The 18082-nt window shown below is 73.4% G+C and carries 13 protein-coding genes; 7 read left to right on the plus strand and 6 right to left on the minus strand.

Annotation, left to right across the window (positions count from 1 at the left end):
- Positions 1-47 precede the first annotated feature (47 nt).
- The 4 genes from ACIPXM_RS22820 (at position 48) to ACIPXM_RS22835 (ending at position 4255) form a co-directional block, all read left to right on the plus strand.
- The gene (locus ACIPXM_RS22820; protein ID WP_401658176.1) at positions 48-932 is read left to right on the plus strand and encodes an alpha/beta hydrolase family protein; all 885 of its coding nucleotides are present in this window, start codon (positions 48-50) and stop codon (positions 930-932) included.
- A gap of 123 nt (positions 933-1055) precedes the next feature.
- The gene (locus ACIPXM_RS22825) at positions 1056-2387 is read left to right on the plus strand and encodes a sensor histidine kinase (protein WP_401658178.1); all 1332 of its coding nucleotides are present in this window, start codon (positions 1056-1058) and stop codon (positions 2385-2387) included.
- Complete coding sequence (locus ACIPXM_RS22830) at positions 2384-3046, plus strand: response regulator (RefSeq protein ID WP_401658180.1); 663 nt, start codon at positions 2384-2386, stop codon at positions 3044-3046. Before ACIPXM_RS22825 ends, ACIPXM_RS22830 begins: the two co-directional genes overlap by 4 nt.
- 9 nt (positions 3047-3055) lie before the next feature.
- A complete protein-coding gene (locus ACIPXM_RS22835) occupies positions 3056-4255 on the plus strand; it encodes a cytochrome P450 (protein ID WP_401658182.1) in 1200 nt (399 codons plus the stop codon).
- Positions 4256-4273: 18 nt separating this feature from the next.
- Here the strand turns inward: ACIPXM_RS22835 and ACIPXM_RS22840 are convergent, their stop codons facing one another.
- Positions 4274-5785 carry an ABC transporter permease gene (locus tag ACIPXM_RS22840; RefSeq protein WP_401658499.1) on the minus strand — a complete coding sequence of 504 codons (1512 nt, stop codon included), beginning with the start codon at positions 5783-5785 and terminating at the stop codon, positions 4274-4276.
- Positions 5786-5850: 65 nt separating this feature from the next.
- Positions 5851-6774 (minus strand): ATP-binding cassette domain-containing protein, encoded by a 924-nt coding sequence (locus tag ACIPXM_RS22845; RefSeq protein WP_401658184.1) that lies wholly within the window; start codon positions 6772-6774, stop codon positions 5851-5853.
- A gap of 75 nt (positions 6775-6849) precedes the next feature.
- On the opposite strand from ACIPXM_RS22845, the gene ACIPXM_RS22850 reads away from it, so the two are divergent.
- On the plus strand, positions 6850-7362 hold the full coding sequence (locus tag ACIPXM_RS22850) for a GbsR/MarR family transcriptional regulator (protein WP_401658186.1): 513 nt from the start codon (positions 6850-6852) through the stop codon (positions 7360-7362).
- On the opposite strand, the gene ACIPXM_RS22855 is transcribed toward ACIPXM_RS22850, so the two are convergent.
- A complete protein-coding gene (locus ACIPXM_RS22855; protein ID WP_401658188.1) occupies positions 7359-8291 on the minus strand; it encodes a diacylglycerol kinase in 933 nt (310 codons plus the stop codon). The two genes, ACIPXM_RS22850 and ACIPXM_RS22855, sit on opposite strands and share 4 nt — an antisense overlap.
- Positions 8292-8434: 143 nt before the next feature.
- On the opposite strand from ACIPXM_RS22855, the gene ACIPXM_RS22860 reads away from it, so the two are divergent.
- Positions 8435-9718 (plus strand): adenylosuccinate synthase, encoded by a 1284-nt coding sequence (locus tag ACIPXM_RS22860; RefSeq protein WP_401658190.1) that lies wholly within the window; start codon positions 8435-8437, stop codon positions 9716-9718.
- Between the two features lie 96 nt (positions 9719-9814).
- On the opposite strand, the gene ACIPXM_RS22865 is transcribed toward ACIPXM_RS22860, so the two are convergent.
- Both ACIPXM_RS22865 and ACIPXM_RS22870 read right to left on the minus strand, forming a co-directional pair.
- Entirely contained in the window at positions 9815-11755 is a 1941-nt protein-coding gene (locus tag ACIPXM_RS22865; protein WP_401658192.1) for a serine/threonine-protein kinase, read from the minus strand.
- Positions 11756-11850: 95 nt separating this feature from the next.
- Complete coding sequence (locus ACIPXM_RS22870; protein ID WP_401658194.1) at positions 11851-13350, minus strand: substrate-binding domain-containing protein; 1500 nt, start codon at positions 13348-13350, stop codon at positions 11851-11853.
- Between the two features lie 164 nt (positions 13351-13514).
- Here ACIPXM_RS22870 and ACIPXM_RS22875 point away from each other — a divergent pair, with 164 nt between their 5' ends.
- A complete protein-coding gene (locus ACIPXM_RS22875) occupies positions 13515-14468 on the plus strand; it encodes an NADP-dependent oxidoreductase (RefSeq protein WP_401658196.1) in 954 nt (317 codons plus the stop codon).
- A 38-nt stretch (positions 14469-14506) separates the two neighbouring features.
- Here ACIPXM_RS22875 and ACIPXM_RS22880 read toward each other — a convergent pair whose 3' ends face one another.
- Positions 14507-17941: a hypothetical protein gene (locus ACIPXM_RS22880; protein ID WP_401658198.1), complete on the minus strand. Its 3435-nt coding sequence runs from the start codon at positions 17939-17941 to the stop codon at positions 14507-14509.
- Between the last annotated feature and the right edge of the window lie 141 nt (positions 17942-18082).

An 18082-nucleotide genomic window follows, 5' to 3' on the forward strand; every position in this document is an offset into this window, starting at 1 on the left:
CGCAGGTCAGGCCAACCGGCCGCGCCTGAGGAGAGGTTGGAAGCACCATGCCGGACCCCGCCGCGCGCGATGCCGCCGAAGAGGCGTCGGCCTTCTCGCACCCGGCCGTCGCCCCTGACGTGACCGCCGCCTACGGCGCGCACCCCGATCAGGTGGTCGACTTCTACGCGCCCCGCGACGGGCGCGCGGACGGCGGGCGGGAACGCGTGCCGCTGGTCGTCGCGCTGCACGGCGGCGCCTGGCGGGGCCCGTACGACCGGGCTCACCTGACCCCGTTCGTGGACTTCCTGGCCCGGCGCGGCTTCGCGGTGGCCAACGTCGAGTACCGGCGCGGCGGCCCGATCCCCCGGCAGGGCGGCGCGGCGCCGGTCGCCGGTCGCTGGCCGGAGACCTTCGACGACGTGGCGGCGGCGCTCGACGCGCTGCCGGAGCTCGCGGCGGCGCACCTGCCGCAGGCCGATCCGCGCCGGATCGTGCTCACCGGCCACTCCGCCGGGGGCCACCTGGCGCTGTGGGCCGCCGCCCGTCATCTGCTGCCGGCCGGGTCGCCGTGGCGGCTGCCGTCCGCGCCGGGCCTGCGCGGGGTGGTGGCGCTCGCGCCGATCGCCGACCTCACGTCGGCGGTGGAGCTCGGTGTGTGCGGTGGTGCGGTACGTGAACTCCTGGGCGCCGGACCGGAGTTCGCGGAGCGGATGGCGTCGGCGGACCCGTCGGCGCTGCTGCCCACCGGGATCGCCACCACCGTGGTGCACGGCCGGGACGACATCGTGGTGCCGCCGGCGGTCGCCGAGGCGTTCGGGGACGCGGCGGCGAAGGCGGGCGAGCCGGCCGGTCTGACGTTCCTGGAGGAGGTCGGGCACTTCCCGCTGATCGACCCGGCGGCCGACGCGTGCGCGGTGGTCGCGGAGGAGATCGCCCAGCTCGCCTGGTAGCCCCGGGGGCGCGGGTCCCGGCCCGGCCCGGTCCGGGCCCGCGCCCCCGGCCGGGTAGTCCTCAAGGCGGACCCGGCAGGATCCCCATCAGGCCGGACGACCGGCCCCCGGGGCGCCCGTACCGTGGAGAGCGTGAATTCGACGCAGACCACCGACCCGAGCCGCAGTCCGGAGCTCCGCCTCACCATGAAGGCGGTCGACGGCCTGCGCGCGGACCTCTTCCATGATGCCTTCGCCTACCGTCCGCTGGCCCCGATGGACGTGACCCGGGGCATGACCCGGCACCTGCCGCAGCGGATACGCCCCTACGCGGCCTTCCTGCCGCACCTCACGGTCGCCGGGACCGCGCTGATCGTCTTCATGATCGGCTTCGCCAGCGGGGAGCTGGGCTACCGGGGCCTGGTCAGCCTGGTCTTCTCGGCCGTGCCCGCCGTGGCCGTCCTGATGACCCTGGTCCGGCCGGTGCTCGCCTTCTGGGTGTCGCTCGGCGCGACCCCGTTCCTCGGCTACCTCGGGTCCTTCTCGATGAACTGGCCGTGGGGGGCGAACGTCTTCGCCGCCCACCTCGCCGTCCTGGTGATCGTCGCGATGCGCACCGGGCCCCGGGTCGCCGCCGGGATGTGGCTGGTCACCGCCGGGTACGCGTTCTTCGCCAGCTTCCTCTTCGGCCGCGGCCTCGGCTACGACAACGACGCCCCGCAGATGCTGTTCGCCGCCGCCCTCCTGCTGCTGGTGATCTCGCTGCGCCAGGTCCGCCGCGACGCCGCCCGCGAGGTCACCGCGCAGGCGTCCGAGACCGCCGTCGAGCGCGGCCGGCGCACCCTCCTGGAGGAGCGCACCACCATCGCCCGTGAGCTGCACGACGTGGTCGCCCACCACATGTCGGTGGTCGCGATCCAGGCCGAGGCCGCCCCGTACCGGGTGGAGAACCCGCCGCCGGAGCTGGAGCAGGCGTTCGTCACCATCCGCGAGAACGCGGTGGCCGCCCTCACCGAGCTGCGCCGGATCCTCGGCGTGGTCCGCGCCGAGGACTACGAGGCCCCCGAGGCGCCCCAGCCGACCCTGGCCGACCTGGACGGGCTGATCGGCAACGTCCGCGAGGCCGGTCTCGACGTCACCAAGACGGTCACCGGAGCGGTCCGCGAGCTGCCGCAGGGCGTCGAGCTCTCCGCGTACCGGATCGTGCAGGAGGCCCTGTCGAACGTGCTGCGGCACGCGCCCGGCGCCGCCGCCCAGGTCGAGGTCAGCTATGTGCTCGGCGGCCTCGGGGTGCGGATCGCCAACGGTCCGGCCCGCGGCCTGGTCAAGCCCTCGCCGGGCGCGGGCCACGGCATCACCGGGATGCGCGAACGTGTCACGATGCTCGGCGGCGACATGACCGCCGACCCCACCGACGACGGGGGCTACGAAGTGGCCGTCTTCGTCCCCGTCAGCCGTGAGGAGCCGCAGCCGTGATCCGTGTGCTGATCGTCGACGACCAGATCATGGTCCGGGAGGGCTTCTCGGTGCTGCTCGGCGCGATGCCGGACATCGAGGTCGTGGGCGAGGCGGTGGACGGCCGCGAGGCGGTCGCCCAGGTCGCCGCGCTCCGCCCCGACGTGGTCCTGATGGACATCCGGATGCCCGAGATGAACGGCATCGACGCCACCCGCGAGATCGTCGCGGCCGACGCCGACGCCAAGGTGCTGGTCCTCACCACCTTCGACCTCGACGAGTACGTGTACCAGGCGCTGCGCGCCGGGGCCTCCGGCTTCCTGCTCAAGGACGCCTCGGCCCGGCAGCTCGCCGAGGGCGTGCGGGTGGTCGCGGGCGGCGAGGCGCTGCTCGCGCCGACCGTCACCAAGCGGCTGATCACCGAGTTCGCCAAGGCCGCCGACAGCTCGCCGAGGCCGCCCGCGATCGCCCAGATCGGGGAGCTGACCGAGCGCGAGACGGAGGTCCTGGTGCTCATCGCGCAGGGCCTGTCGAACGCCGAGATCGCCGACCACCTGGTGGTCGCCGAGTCCACCATCAAGACCCATGTGAGCCGCGTCCTGGTGAAACTGGGGCTGCGGGACCGGACGCAGGCCGCCGTGTTCGCGTACGAGGCGCGTCTGGTGCAGGTCGGCGGGTAGCGTCCGGTCATGGACGCCGACCACGCCTTCGACCCCTGGTCCCCCGAGTTCGTCGCCGACCCCTATCCGGCCTACGCGGCCCTGCGGGAGGCCGGCCGGGCCCACTGGTACGCCCCCACCCGGCAGTGGCTGGTCCCGCACCACGAGGACGTGTCCGCGCTGCTCAGGGACCGCCGCCTGGGCCGGACCTACACCCACCGGTTCAGCCACCGGGAGTTCGGCCGGGACGCCCCGGACGCGGCCCACGAGCCGTTCCACACCCTCAACGACCACGGGCTGCTCGACCTGGAGGGCGCCGACCACGCCCGGATCCGGCGCCTGGTGTCGAAGGCGTTCACCCCGCGCACGGTGGAACGGCTCGCGCCGACGGTACGGACGCTGGCGGCCGGCCTGGTGGCGGAGCTGGTCGCGGCGGGCGGCGGCGACCTCCAGGCCGTCGTCGCCGAACCGCTGCCGGTGGCGGTGATCGCCGAGATGCTGGGCGTCCCCGCCGAGGACGAGGAGCGGGCGATGCTGCGCCCCTGGTCGGCGGCGATCTGCGGGATGTACGAGCTGAACCCGACGGAGGAGACGGCCCGCCGCGCGGTCCGTGCCTCCGTCGAATTCTCTGACTATCTGCGGGAGTTGATCGCCCGGCGGCGGCGCGCACCGGGCGAGGACCTGATCTCGGCGCTGATCGCCGTCGAGGAGCTCACCGAGCAGGAGATGATCTCCACCTGTGTGCTGCTGCTCAACGCGGGCCACGAGGCGACCGTGAACACCACGGTGGGCGGCTGGTGGACGCTGCTGAGCCATGACGTCCGCCCCGATCCCGATCCGGAAAAGTTGTCCACAGCTGTGGACGAACTGCTGCGCTACGACACCCCGCTCCAGCTCTTCGAGCGCTGGGTCCTCGACGACATCGAGCTGGGCGGCACCGTCATCCCGCGCGGCTCCGAGGTCGCCCTGCTCTTCGGCTCCGCCAACCGCGACCCGGCCCGCTTCGGCCCCACCGCCGACACCCTCGACCTCGGCCGCGCCGACAACCCCCACGTCAGCTTCGGCGCGGGCATCCACTACTGCCTCGGCGCCCCGCTCGCCCGCGTCGAACTCACCGCCGTCTTCGGCGAGTTGCTCCGCCAGGCCCCTGGTCTTCGGCTCGCCGCCGAACCGCGCCGCAAGCCCGGCTATGTGATCCGCGGCTTCGAGGAACTGCTCGTGGAGGTGTGAATTCGCCCCGGGGCCCGGTCAGTTCGCCAGGTCCCGGCGGCGCAGACCTGTGAGTCCCGCCGCCGTCAGGACCGCCGCCAGCGCGGTCAGCGCGAGCACCGGGCCCCAGGCCATCGGCTGCCCGGGCAGCTTCGGCAGGTGCCCGAACGGCGAGAGGTCCAGCACGGCCTGCGGCAGGTCGAGCGCCGGGCCGACCCAGCCGACCGCCAGACACAGCCCGGCCACCGCCCAGGCACCCGCCGCCGCCCTCGGGACCGCGCCCCACAGCAGCACCGCGAGCCCCGCCAGGGTCCACACCGCGGGCAGCTGCACCAGCACGGCGCCGAGCACCGGACCGCTCTCCTTCCCGTACGCCAGGGCCAGCCCGGCCCCGCCGAGCAGCAGGATCAGCACCGGGCCGCCGAACGCGACCGCCAGATGCCCGGCCGCCCAGCGCAGCCGCCCGACCGGCGCCGCGAGCAGCGGCTCGGCCCGCTGCGAGGTCTCCTCGCCGTGCAGCCGCAGCACCGCGCCGACCGCGAACAGCGCCGCGATCATCCCGAACAGGCCCGTCATGGTGGCCAGGAACGCCCCGGTCAGGGCGGACTGCCCGCCCATCCGCTCGAAGATCCGCCGGGCCTGCTCGTTGTCCCCGACGATGTCCGCCGCGCCCTCGACCATCCCGCCGAAGACGAGCCCGGCGAGCAGGAAACCGAGCGACCAGCCGAGCAGGGTGCCCCGCTGGAGCCGCCAGGCCAGCGCCCCCGCCGACCCGAGCCGCCCCGCCGCCGGGCCCGGCCGGGTCGGCAGGAAGCTCATGCCGACGTCACGGCGGGCGGTCAGCCCGTATGCCACGGCCGTCTGCGCCAGCACGGCGGCGGGTATCAGCAGCAGCGGCAGCCACCAGCGCTCACCGGCGAAGGCCCGGGTGTGCTCCGCCCAGCCGACCGGCGAGAGCCAGGTCAGGACGGAGTCCCCGGACGCCGTGCCTGCGTCACCCGCCGCCCGCAGGGTGAAGGCGACACCGAGCAGACCGGCGGTGAGGCCCTTGGCGAGCCGGGCGCTCTCGGTGAGCTGGGCGACGATCGCCGCCAGGGTCGCGAAGACCATGCCGGTGCCGCCGATCGCGAGCCCCAGCGCGAGCGCCCCGGCCGGGCCCTGCCCCGCGAGGCCGACCGTCACGATCAGGGCCACCGCCGCGTTCGCCGCGAGGGCGGTGAGCAGCGCCGCCGTCAGCGGTGCCCGGCGCCCCACGGCCCCGGCGGACAGCAGCTCCTGCCGGCCCGTCTCCTCCTCCTCGCGGGTGTGCCGGACCACGATCAGCAGACTCATCACGGCGGCAAGGACGGCCGCGAAGGTGCCGAACCGCCAGGCCACCAGGGCGCCCAGGGAGTCGTCGAAGACCGGCCCGTAGAGCGAGCGCATCGAACTGTTGGCGTTCATGGCGGCGGCCAGCTCGGCGCGCTGCGCCGCCGTCCCGTACAGGCCCTGGAGGGTCCCGGCGCCGCTCGCGACCAGACCGCCGGTGACCAGCGCCCAGACCGGCAGCATCAGCCGGTCGCGGCGCAGCGCGAGCCGGGTCAGCCCGCCGGTGCCCGCCAGGCTCAGCACGGCGCTCACCGGGAGACCGCCGCATCGGATGTGGCGTCGGAGGCCGTCCCGGGCGCGTAGTGCCGGAGGAACAGCTCCTCCAGGGTGGGCGGGGTGCTGGTCAGGCTGCGGACCCCGGTGGCGGTGAGCGCCCGCAGCACCGCGTCGAGCTTGTCGGTGTCGACCTGGAGCCTGACCCGGTGGCCCTGGACGTCCAGGTCGTGCACCCCGGGCAGCCCGGCGAGCCCCCGCGGCGCCCCGGCCAGCTCGGCGGCGACGCTGGTGCGGGTCAGATGGCGCAGCTCGGCGAGCGAACCGGACTCCACGGTCCGGCCCGCGCGGATGATGCTGACCCGGTCGCACAGCGCCTCCACCTCGCTGAGCACATGGCTGGAGAGCAGGACCGTGCGGCCCTGGTCGCGGGCTTCCTCGACGCAGCTCTGGAAGACCTCCTCCATCAGCGGGTCCAGGCCGCTGGTCGGTTCGTCCAGGACGAGCAGGTCGACCTCGGAGGCGAAGGCGGCGACCAGGGCGACCTTCTGCCGGTTGCCCTTCGAGTACGTCCGGCCCTTCTTGGTGGGGTCCAGCTCGAAGCGCTCGGTCAGCGCGGCCCGCCGGGCCGGGTCCAGGCCGCCGCGCAGCCGCCCCAGCAGGTCGATGACCTCGCCGCCGGACAGATTGCGCCACAGCGTGACGTCACCGGGGACGTAGGCGATCCGCCGGTGCAGCTCCACGGCGTCGGACCAGGGGTCCTTGCCCAGGACCCGTATCGCGCCGGAGTCCGCGCGCAGCAGTCCGAGCAGGACCCGGATCGCGGTCGACTTCCCGGCCCCGTTGGGCCCGAGGAAGCCGTGGACCTCGCCGGTCTCGACGGTGAGGTCGAGGCCGTCCAGTGCATGGGTGCGCCCGAACGTCTTGTGGAGTCCGGCGACAGTGATGGCCTTCATCATGGTTCCGAACATACACGAGTTTCACAAAGTTGTGAAGATGGCGAAGAGTGGAAACCCGATGGGATAGTGGGTGCCATGACGACGACCAACGAAGAAGCCACCGCGCGCTTCGTCGAGCGCTTCGCCGCCGAACTGACCGACGCCGGGATGCAGCGGATGGCCTCCCGGGTCTTCGCCGCGCTCCTCGCCTCCGAGTCCGCCTCGATGACCTCGGCCGAGCTGGCCCTGGCCCTGCGGATCAGCCCGGCCGCCGTCTCCGGCGCCGTCCGCTACCTCAACCAGGTCAACATGGTCAGCCGCGAGCGCGACCCCGGCACCCGGCGCGACCGCTATGTGCTCCACGACGAGCTCTGGTACGAGACCTTCACCCGCCGCGACCAGATCCTGACCCGCTGGGAGAAGATCCTGCGGGACGGCGCCGAGAGCCTCGGCCCCGACACCGAGGCCGGCCGCCGCACGGCCCGTACGGCGGACTTCTTCGCGTTCCTGCAGAACGAGATGCTGGGCATGATGGACCGCTGGCGGGCCCACCTGGACGCCCAGGACGCCGCCCAGGACGCCGCCGAGGCACCCACGGCCTCCGCCTAGACCCCCGGAACGGCGGCCCCCGGCAGCTCCCGCGGCAGCGTCAGACCCCACGCCCCCTCCCGTACCGTCCAGGTCCGCCGCCGCACCGGACCCGACACCGCCGCGTCCGCCCGGTAGCGGAAGTCGGGCCCGGCCACGGTCAGCGTCCGCGCCGTGGCGTGCACAGGACCCGTCCCCGGGGGCCCCGACGGCAGCAGCGTCAGCGCCAGCGCGCCGCCGAACGCCCGGGCGGTGAGCCCGGCCAGCGGGGTGTCGAGGTCGCTCAGGAGCTGCCCGTCCGCCTCCACCCGCAGCCGGTGCGGGTGCGGCCCGGCGGCCGGGGACGGCCGCACCAGGGTGCGGACCAGCGAGCGGCAGGTGTCCCAGACGCTCGGCGGGGCGCCCACCGGCACCGGACCGCCCCGGTGGGCGGGCTCCGCGAGCCGCGAGGCGGGCACCTCAAGACGGTCCAGGACCACCCCGCCACTGTCGTCGACCAGCAGGTCGAGCCGCCGCACCGCCCCGTCGAGGACCGCGCGCGCGGCGGCCACGATGCCCGGCGGCACCCCCAGCGCGCGGGCCGTCGTCACCCGCTCGGCCGCACCCACCGGGACGAGCGAGAGGGACCCGCCGAGAGCCCCGCCGAGAGCCCCGCCGAGAGCCCCGCCGAGACCCCCGTCCGGCCCTACGACGAGGCCGCCGCCCGGTGGCCCCGACTCGCGCTGCAGCAGGGTCACCGTGCGCAGCAGCGCACGGTCGTCGCCCAGCACCACCGGGTGCCGGGAGCCCCGCCGCGCCAGGGCCCGGGCGAATTCCTCCGGCCCGTCCGGCAGGCAGATCTTCGCCTCGGCACCGGCCGACAACACATCTTTCGCGATCCGCACGGACTCGCCGTCACTTCGGCGGGCGACCGGGTCGATGATGACCAGCAGCTGGTCGTGAGCCGACACCTCGGTCCTTCCTCGGGTAGTCTCTTTGTGCAAGAGCCCCTTGCGCTATTGCGCCAGGGGCTTCGTCTATTCCGGGGCACACCGGTGAGGCGGCGTCGGCCCCCTGACCTTGGACATGCCCCGCCCGGAAGGGGTGTACGCCTGTGCCCGCACTTGTGCTGCTCGGTGCTCAGTGGGGTGACGAGGGCAAGGGAAAGGCCACCGACCTGCTCGGTGGGTCCGTTGACTACGTGGTGCGTTACCAGGGCGGCAACAACGCCGGCCACACGGTCGTCGTGGGCGACCAGAAGTACGCGCTGCACCTGCTCCCTTCCGGAATCCTCTCGCCGGGGTGCACCCCGGTCATCGGTAACGGTGTCGTCGTCGACCCGGCGGTCCTGCTCTCCGAGCTGAGCGGGCTGAACGAGCGCGGCGTGGACACGTCCAAGCTCCTGATCAGCGGCAACGCCCACCTGATCACCCCGTACAACGTCACCCTCGACAAGGTGACGGAACGGTTCCTCGGCAAGCGCAAGATCGGCACCACCGGTCGGGGCATCGGCCCGACCTACGCCGACAAGATCAACCGCGTCGGCATCCGGGTCCAGGACCTGTACGACGAGTCGATCCTCACCCAGAAGGTCGAGGCGGCGCTCGAGGGCAAGAACCAGCTGCTCGCGAAGCTCTACAACCGTCGCGCCATCGACGCCGCGCAGATCGTCGAGGAGATGCTCCAGTACGCGGAGCAGATCAAGCCGTTCGTCGCGGACACCACGCTGATCCTGAACCAGGCGCTCGACGACGACAAGGTCGTGCTCTTCGAGGGCGGCCAGGGCACCCTGCTCGACGTCGACCACGGCACGTACCCCTTCGTGACCTCCTCGAACCCGACCGCCGGCGGTGCCTGCACCGGTGCGGGCGTGGGTCCGACGAAGATCAGCCGGGTCATCGGCATCCTGAAGGCGTACACCACCCGCGTCGGCGCCGGTCCGTTCCCGACCGAGCTGTTCGACGAGGACGGCGAGGCGCTGCGCCGCATCGGTGGCGAGCGCGGTGTCACCACCGGCCGTGACCGCCGCTGCGGCTGGTTCGACGCGGTCATCGCCCGCTACGCGACCCGCGTGAACGGCCTCACCGACTTCTTCCTCACCAAGCTCGACGTGCTCACCGGCTGGGAGCAGATCCCGGTCTGCGTCGCGTACGAGATCGACGGCAAGCGCGTCGAGGAGCTGCCGTACTCGCAGTCCGACTTCCACCACGCGAAGCCGATCTACGAGATGCTGCCGGGCTGGTCCGAGGACATCACCAAGGCCAAGACCTTCGCCGACCTGCCGAAGAACGCGCAGGCGTACGTGAAGGCCCTGGAGGAGATGTCCGGCGCCCCGATCTCCGCGATCGGCGTGGGCCCGGGCCGTACCGAGACGATCGAGATCAACTCGTTCCTCTAGTCGGTACGGACAGCACGCATCCGTACGGGGAGGGCCCGCGCACCGGCATCGGCCGGGGCGCGGGCCCTCGCCGCATCCTTGTCCGGAGGACGCGGCCTAGTCCCGGACGAACTCGCCCGGTTCCCCGTCCGCCGACATGTCGTACATCTGCAGCAGCTCCTTGCCCTTGTAGTGGACGAGCCGCAGATTGCTGGATCCGTTCTCGACGCAGTCCGGGTCCCAGGTGTCCGGGTCGCGCGTCTGCGGGCCGATGACCAGCAGGTTGCCGACGCCGCCGACCACCGAGGTGGCCGTGCAGTTCACGGAACCCGACAGCGCGTTGCCCTCGCTGTCGGTGCGCGGGTAGCTCTGCTCGAAGCGGATCAGGGGGGCGCCGATCGGGCCCTGGGTGATGGTGACCCGGTACGTGAAGCGGTCGGCGTCCGGCTGGGTGATGGTGTCCGGGGCCTGCTCCCAGGAGCCGACGAAGCTCGCGGGCACCACGCTGGTGCCGGTCCGGACCCGCTGGAAGGTGCTGCGGGCCACGCCCGAGCTCCAGGCCACCACGTTGTCGGAGGTCAGCCTGAGGGTCTGCCGGGCGGCCGGGGTGCAGCGCTCGGCGGGCACGCTCGCGGTGATCTCGGCGTCGCCGAGGACGAGTTCACCGTCCTTCGCGGACAGCAGCACCGCCCGGCCGATGCACAGCCGTTCGCCCGTCACATGGGTGTAGACGGCGGCGCGGGAGCCCGCCGGGCCCTGGCTGATCTCGATCCGGCTGATCTCGCCCGGGTTGTCGGCCGAGCCCTTCAGGACGCCCTCCCAGGCGCCGATGAACGCGGCCGGGACGATCCCGGGGGCGCGGGACGGTGCCGTGCCCGTGCCTGTGGGCGTACGGCCCTTCCCGTCGGCCCCGGTGCTCGTACGGGCCCCGGTGTCGTCCCGGTCGCCGGACGGGCCGAGCGGCCCGTACAGGTACGCCGCCGTCGCCAGTCCCGCCACGGCGAGCGTGCCGAGCGCGGTGACCAGGGCGATCAGGCCCCGGCGGCGCCCGCGCGGGCGGGCCGTGGCCGTCGCGGGCAGCGGGGTGGCGGGCGTCGGATCCCCGGCCCGCCCGGCCCCGGCCCCCTGGCCGGTACCGGCACCGACCCCGGCCGCCGCCTCCAGCGCCTCCGTCTCCGCCTCCAGGAGCCGCGCCGCGTGCCGTCCCAGCCGGGCGAGCACCTCGGCGGGCAGCCACGGGTCGGTGACCTGGAGCGTCCCGGCCAGCTCGGCGGCCGACGGACGGGCCGCCGGGTCCTTCGCGAGGCAGGCCCTGATCAGGCCGGTCAGCTCGGGCGCGACCCCGGTCAGGTCCGGCTCGTCGTGCGCGATCCGGAACATGGTGGCGTGCACCCCGCTGTCCGCGCCGCCGAACGGGGACTTCCCGGTCGCCGCGTACGCGAGCACCGTGCCCAGGCAGAACACGTCGGACGCGGCCGTCAGCCGGTCGCCGCGCACCTGCTCCGGCGACATGAAGCCGGGCGAGCCGACGACCGCTCCGGTGCTGGTCAGTCCGCCGTCGGTGACGGTGTCGAGGGCGCGCGCGATGCCGAAGTCGATGATCTGCGGGCCGTCGACGGTGAGCAGCACGTTCGACGGCTTCAGGTCGCGGTGCACCAGGTCCGCGCCGTGGACATGGGTGAGCGCGCGGGCCAGTCCGGCCGCCAGGGTGCGGACGGTGTCGGGCGGCAGCGGCCCGTACTCCTCGCCGACCACCGTGCGCAGCGAAGGGCCCGGCACGTAACCGACCGCCACCCAGGGCCGTTCGGCCTCGGTGTCGGCGCCGAGCACGGGTGCGGTGCCGTGGCCGCCGACCCGCTCCAGGGCGGAGACCTCGCGGGCGAACCGGCGCCGGAACTCGTCCTGGGCGGCCAGTTCGCCGTGCACGACCTTCACGGCGACGGCCCGGCCGCCCGCCGACCTGGCCAGGTACACCCGGCCCATGCCGCCCACGCCGAGCCGGCCGATCAGCCGGAACGGACCTATCGTGACCGGGTCTTCCGCGTTCAAGGGATCCACGACGCAAGAGAATGCCAGACGGCCCCCGGCACCGGGCTCCGGAGAAAGCCCCCCGGCCCCGGACGGCCCCGCGGGCCCCCGCCCCGGACCGCCCCTCACCCCTCCCCGCAGATCCGCAGCCCCTTGGGCGTCGCGCACGGCAGATGGCCGTGGACGCTGATCACGTCCTGGCCGGTGCCGCGCTCCAGATAGGTGAGGAAGCTGGCGGTCAGCGAGCCGGGCCTGGGCAGGCCGTAGGTGTACGCGTACTCGATCTCCCGGTACGGGTAGGTCGAGGTGCCGAGTTCGTCGACGTGCGGCACCCGGCCGTCGATCGCGATCCGGTGCAGGCCCTTCAGGCCGATGCCGGTGCGGAGTTCGGTGTAGCCGATGGCGCCGGGCTGGGCGGCGACGGTGGACAGGACCTGCTGGGTGGAGTCGAGTTCGCAGCGGATCACCGGGGCCTCGCTGTCGTCCTTGACCGCGCAGTTGCGGGACGAGTTGGCGGGCTCGTTGCGGCCGAGCACCCGCCGCTGGAACACCTCGCGGGTGCCGGAGTTGGCGTCCCGGCTGATCAGCCGGACCGGCAGGTCGGGGCCGCCGAGGGTGCGCCAGTTGGTGATGTCGCCGCGGTAGAGGGCGCGGATGTTCTCCAGGGTGAGGTTGTCCAGCTTCACCTGGTCGTTGAGGACCAGGGTGAAGAGGGAGACGGCGACCCGGCTGTCGCGCAGTTCGGGGTAGCCGTCGGGCTTGGGGCCGTCGGCGAGCGCGATGAGCGCGGGCGGGCCGCCCTTGCCCTTCTCCTCGCCCTTCGTCCCGGCCTGCTCGGCGCCGGCCTCGGCCAGCTCCCGGATGCCCGCCGTGGAGCCGTGCGCGTCCACGATCACCGTGGCGCCCTCGCAGTCCTTCTCGTACTGCCGGGCGGTGTCGCTGAGCACCGGCTCGAAGGCGGTGGAGCCGGTGACGGTGAGGGTGCCGCGGGCGCAGCCGATCGGCGGCGGAACGTCGTCGCGCATCACGATGATCGCGGCGAGCGCGACCACGCAGACGGTGAGCACGATGCTGATCCGGCGGGCCGCCCGGCTGAACAGCGGGGGCTTCTCGTCGAAGGTCGCGCTGTGGTTGACGTGGACGCCGCCGTCCCGGATCGAGCCGGTGACGGTGATCCCGTCGTCCGGCCCGGCTCCGGTCAGGAGCACCAGGACCTTGAAGAACTCGCCCGGGTTCAGCGGGGTGCGCGGCAGCACGATCTCGTGTTCGGAGAGGGTCATCAGCTCGGTGGCGAACGACGCCTCCGAGGCGGCGGCGGCCTCCACCTTGCGGTGCGCGAAGTGGATCGTCAGACCGTGGTGGTCGTCGTTGTAGTCGTCACGGCCGATGGACACCCCGCCGTCGTTCTCGATCCGCAGCAGGACGAGGGTGGCGTCGGCCATGTCGCTGCGCCCGTTGAACAGCCGGGTGACCCGGTCACCGACCGGAGTGTTCAGCTGCACGCGGTAACCGATGCGCTTGCGGCGCGGGATCCGGCGTTCGATCACGAGCACGGCGAAAGTGACCACCACACCGACCAGCGCGGTGAGGACGGCGATGACGTTCTCGGGGCTGACCCAGTCCACGCAAGCCACCGTACGGACGTGTGTACGGGTCCGGGGGTCCGTTGGTTTCCGGCCATCTGAAGTTCGTCCGTCCGCCAACCGACGGGGTCGGACCGCCCCCTGTTGCCGGGGGTGCCGGGCGTGGGTCTAATGGCCCCGAGGGGGCTTCCGCAGGAGGAGACCCGATGCGTGTCGTCGAAGTGACCGCCTACGGCGGACCCGAGGTGCTGAGCATGGCCCGCCGCCCCGAGCCGGAGGCCGGTGCGATGCCGGGGAAGGTACGGGTGCGCCTGAGGGCGGCCGGTGTGAACGTGGCCGACCTGCGCATCCGGGCCGGTCTGTACGTCGACCAGATGGGCGAGCTGCGGCCCCCGTTCGTCCTCGGCACGGACTTCGCGGGCACCCTGCTCGACCCGGCGCCCGGCCCGCGGGGCAGTCTGCCCGCCGGCACCCGGGTGGCGGGCTTCGTGCCCTGGTACGAGCTCCTCGACGGCCAGGGCACCTACGCGGAGGTCCTGTGGGCGGACCCGGAGTGGCTGGCGCCGCTCCCGGACGACGTGGAGTTCACCGCCGCCGCGTCCGTACCGCTGGCCGCGATCACCGCCCGGCAGGGCATCGACCAGCTGGATCTGGCCCCCGGGGCGACCCTCCTTGTGACCGGTGCCAGCGGGGTGGTGGGCCGGTTCGCGGTGCAGCTCGCCGCGGCGGCCGGGCTGCGGGTGATCGCCGTGTCCTACGAGGGCGACGAGAGCGAGCTGAAGGTCCTCGGCGCCAAGGAGTGCGTGCCGCGCGGCGAGCCCGTCGACGTGCTCCGGCAGGTCCGTGAGCTGGCCCCGGACGGCGTGGACGGCGTCTTCGACGGCGCCCTGGTGGGCACCCCGATGCTGGCCGCCGTGAAGGACGGCGGGGTCTTCGTGGCCATCGCCCCCGACCGGGTCCCGGCCGCCGAGCGCGGGGTACGGGTCGAATTCGACCGGGCCCGCCCGGACGCGAGCCGCCTGGCGGAGGTCTTCGACCAGGTCGCGGCCCGTGAGCTGGTCACCCGGGTGGCCGATGTGCTGCCCCTGGAGGAGGTCGCCGAGGCGCACCGCAGGGCCGAGGCAGGCCGCAGGCCCGGCCGGATCATCCTGATGATCTGACCGGGCCTGCGGGCCTGCGGTGGGTGGCTCCGGGGCGACTACTCGGCGTAGAAGCCCTGCACGTCGGCGATGAGGTCGACGGTGCCCGCGTGGTTGTAGAAGGTCACCTTGCCGTCCTTGACCGGGACGATCACCAGGTTCGGCACCGTGCCCTTGGCCGGCACGTTCAGGCTGGACGCGGCGGTGCGCGTGGTGCCGTAGGGGTAGGCGGTGACGAAGGTGTTCGCGGTCGGGTTGGTCGCCGTCACGTTCATGACGACCGCGGTGACGCCCTTCTCGGGCACCCCCAGCGTGCCGCCGACCTTCAGGGTGACGGTACGGCCCGCGCCGACCTTGGCCTTGGCGGCGCCGGTGCCGTTACGGGTGTCCAGGACGCGGTTGCCGTACGGGATCTCGCTGTACAGCGAACCGGTCCGGTCCGAGGTGTAGTACCCGGCCACGTCGGCGATGAGGTCGACGGTGCCGGAGTGGTTGTAGACGTCGACCCCGCCGTCCTTGACCGGGACGACCACCAGGTTGGAGCGGGTCTCGCCCTTCAGCGGGTTGAGGTGCGAGCCGGTGACCGGACCGCCCTTCGGGAGGGCGGCGACCACGGTGGGGCCGCTGACGTTGGTCGCGGTCACGTTGAGGACCACGGCCGTCACGTCGGCGCCGCCCACGGCGGTGCCCTTGAAGGAGATGTGGGCCCGGGAACCGCCCTTGACCTGCGCCTTCGGCGCGCCGAGGCCGCTGCGGGTGTCGAGCGCCCGCCACGGGGTCATCGGGCGGTAGAGCGAACCGGTGTCACCGATCTTGTGCACGCCGGACAGGTCGGCGATGAGGTCGACCGTGCCGCTGTGGTTGTAGAAGGTGACCTTGCCGTCCTGGATCGGGACGATCATCAGGTTGGAGACGGTCTTCCCGGCGGGCACGTTCAGGTTCGACGCGCTCGGGCGGGTGAGGGTGTCCGCCCCGTATCCGGTGACGACGGTCCCGGAGGTCGCGTTGGTCGCGGTCACGTGCAGCGCCACCGAGCGGTTCCAGGCGGTGCCGATGCCGGGCACGCCCGACAGGTCGAGCGTGACCTTCTGCCCGGCGCCGATCTTGCCCTTGCGGACGCCGGTGCCGTTGCGGGTGTCGAGCACCCGCTGCTGCGGCAGGCTGGTGAAGCTGGTGTGGGCGTCGGACTGGCCGTTGTGCAGCCGGACCTCGCCGGACAGCGTGACCGGGGCGCCGGAGGCTCCGTCGGGCCGCGCGGTCAGCGTCCAGGTGTACCTGCCGTTGCCGAGCAGAGTGCCGTTCTTGTCGCGGCCGTTCCAGCTCGGGCGCAGGATCTGGTCGCCGGTGCCCGAGGACAGCTCGCTGACCTGGCCGGTGGTGTGATGGCGGGCCGTCAGGGTCCAGGCGCCGAAGGCCCGGGACCCGGTGATCACGCTGAGCGTCTGCGGCTTGTCCTGGTGCGTGATGCCGTCGACGACCGCGTCCTTGGTGTCCTGGCGGTCGAGCACGGCCAGCGGGCGCGGCGGGATGCCGCTGGTCACGACGTGGACCCGCTGCTCGGCGTCGGCGAAGGCGAGGGGGCCGCCGTACTTGTCGACGTTCCAGCGGACCCGGCGCTGGGAGGTGCCGGTGTCGGGCAGGTCGCCGACCACGCGGCTCGCGGGTCCTTCGGCGGCGGCGCCGGTGAGGACGAGCTTCCCGGCGGCCTTGTCGTGGGTGACGACATAGCCGTCGCCGAGCAGGGCCTCGCCGGACGGCACCGTACGGGAGGACTTGGCGATCCGGTCGTAGACCCCGGCGGGACCTTCGGCGCCGCAGCTCCAGTAGAGCCAGTTGCCTGCGGCCTGGAGCTCGTTGGGCACGCAGGGCGCGCCGGTGTCGACGCTCTCCAGGGCCTTGCCGGTCTTCAGGTCCTTGGCGGTGACCAGGCCCTTGTCGGCACTGGCGCTCCACAGCACGGCGTTGCCGAGGGCGGCGGCCACCGGGGCCCGCTCCTCCACGACGACGGCGTCCTCGGCCTTCTCGGCGAGCCGCACGACGGACTGGCGGGTGCCGCCCTTGTTCTCGTGGATCAGGTAGGAACCGGCGACGTCACGGACGCGGGCGTCCTTGCCGAGGTAGGCGGTGCGGTAGGGGCTGCCGTCCCAGCTGTGGGCGACGACGTAGCCCGAGTCGCCGCCGAGGCGGCCGAGGAAGCCGCCGTCGCCGGTGGCCCAGTACTCCTGGCAGGCGAGGTCGTCCGCCGGGCAGGGCTCGAAGAGGGTCTTGCCCTCGGGCTCCCGCTCGCCGACGGTGAGCGGACCGCTGCCGCTGAGCTTGCGGGCCCATGCCTTGACGTGGGACGAGGCGTCGTCGCTGTGGTCGGCCACCACGAGTCGCCCGTTGCCGACCGCCAGGCGCTCGACCGCGACGGGCGTGCCGGGCAGGGGCAGCACGGTGGTGATCACCGGCTTGCCGCCGGGGCCCGCCGTGATCCGCCGGACCGCCCAGTCGGCGCTGTCGGGGCCGCCGACGAAGATGGCGCTGCCGTCGGTGCCCGCCCGCAGGCCGTTGCGGGTCTCCCCGTCGAACAGGTCGACCGGCGTGCCGCCGGTCACCGGGAGGGCCTGGACCTTGCCGTACGTGGAGGTGTGGACGATCCAGTCGCCGACGAGGGCCGCGTTGTCGCCGTACACCGGGAGCTGTACCTCGGCGAGCGGCGCGGAGAGCGCGGCGCGCGCGCCGACGAGCACGTTCTTGTTGGTGTAGTCGCCGTAGAGCAGCACGTGCTTCGGCGAGAGCCGGACCCGGGTGATGCTCGCGGGCACGGCGGGGAGAGCTCCCAGGACCTTGCCGGTGGTCGTGTCGACGAGGGTGTGGACGCGCTTTCCGGCGGTCTCGGCGCTCTGGAGCACGACGGTGGTGCCGTCGCCCGCGACGGGCGTGCCGAGGGCGGTGCCCGCGGGCTCGTCGACGGTCAGGTCGGCGGTGGTGCCGCCGGTCCCGGCCGACAGGATGTGGAGGCGGCCGTCGGCGCCCCGGCCGACGACCCGCTCGCCGTACACCTTCGGGCCGGTCAGGCCGCCCGAGGGGAGCGTGAGGGTGGTCACCGAGCCGTCGGTGCGGCGCAGTTCGACGCGGTTCTCCGTGACGAAGGCGAGGGCGTCGGTGCCGGTGCCGTGGCTCAGGCCGGGGGCCGAGCGGATGCCGGGGATCTCGAAGCGCTTGCCGTCGGAGTAGCGGATCCAGACCGGGTCGAGGCCGCCGTCCTCGTTGAGGAAGACGCCGTCGGTGCCGACCGCGTCCAACTCGCCGTACTCCGGCCCGTAGAGGCCGGGCACGGAGTCCGTGCGCTGGGTCTTCTTGACCGCGGCCGGGACCACGAACTCCTGCGGTGTCCCGGGGCCCTGCTCCGCCGCCGCCGCCGGTCCGGCGAGCGGGATCAGGCCGCCCGCGCCGACCGCGAGTCCGAGCGCGGTGACGGAAACCCTCCGCGCGAGGGCATGGCGTATCACGTGTGGTGTTCCCCCCTGTGTCCCGGACGTGGATGTGTCCGGCGTTCCCCTTGCTGCCGCCGCCGTTCTGGTCATGTACGGCGCAGCCTGTCCGGAGCCTAACAGGCTGGTCAGCACCCACTCGACCATTTTCGAACTCGT

This window comes from Streptomyces sp. NPDC090025, from assembly GCF_044748125.1.
Taxonomy (GTDB): domain Bacteria; phylum Actinomycetota; class Actinomycetes; order Streptomycetales; family Streptomycetaceae; genus Streptomyces.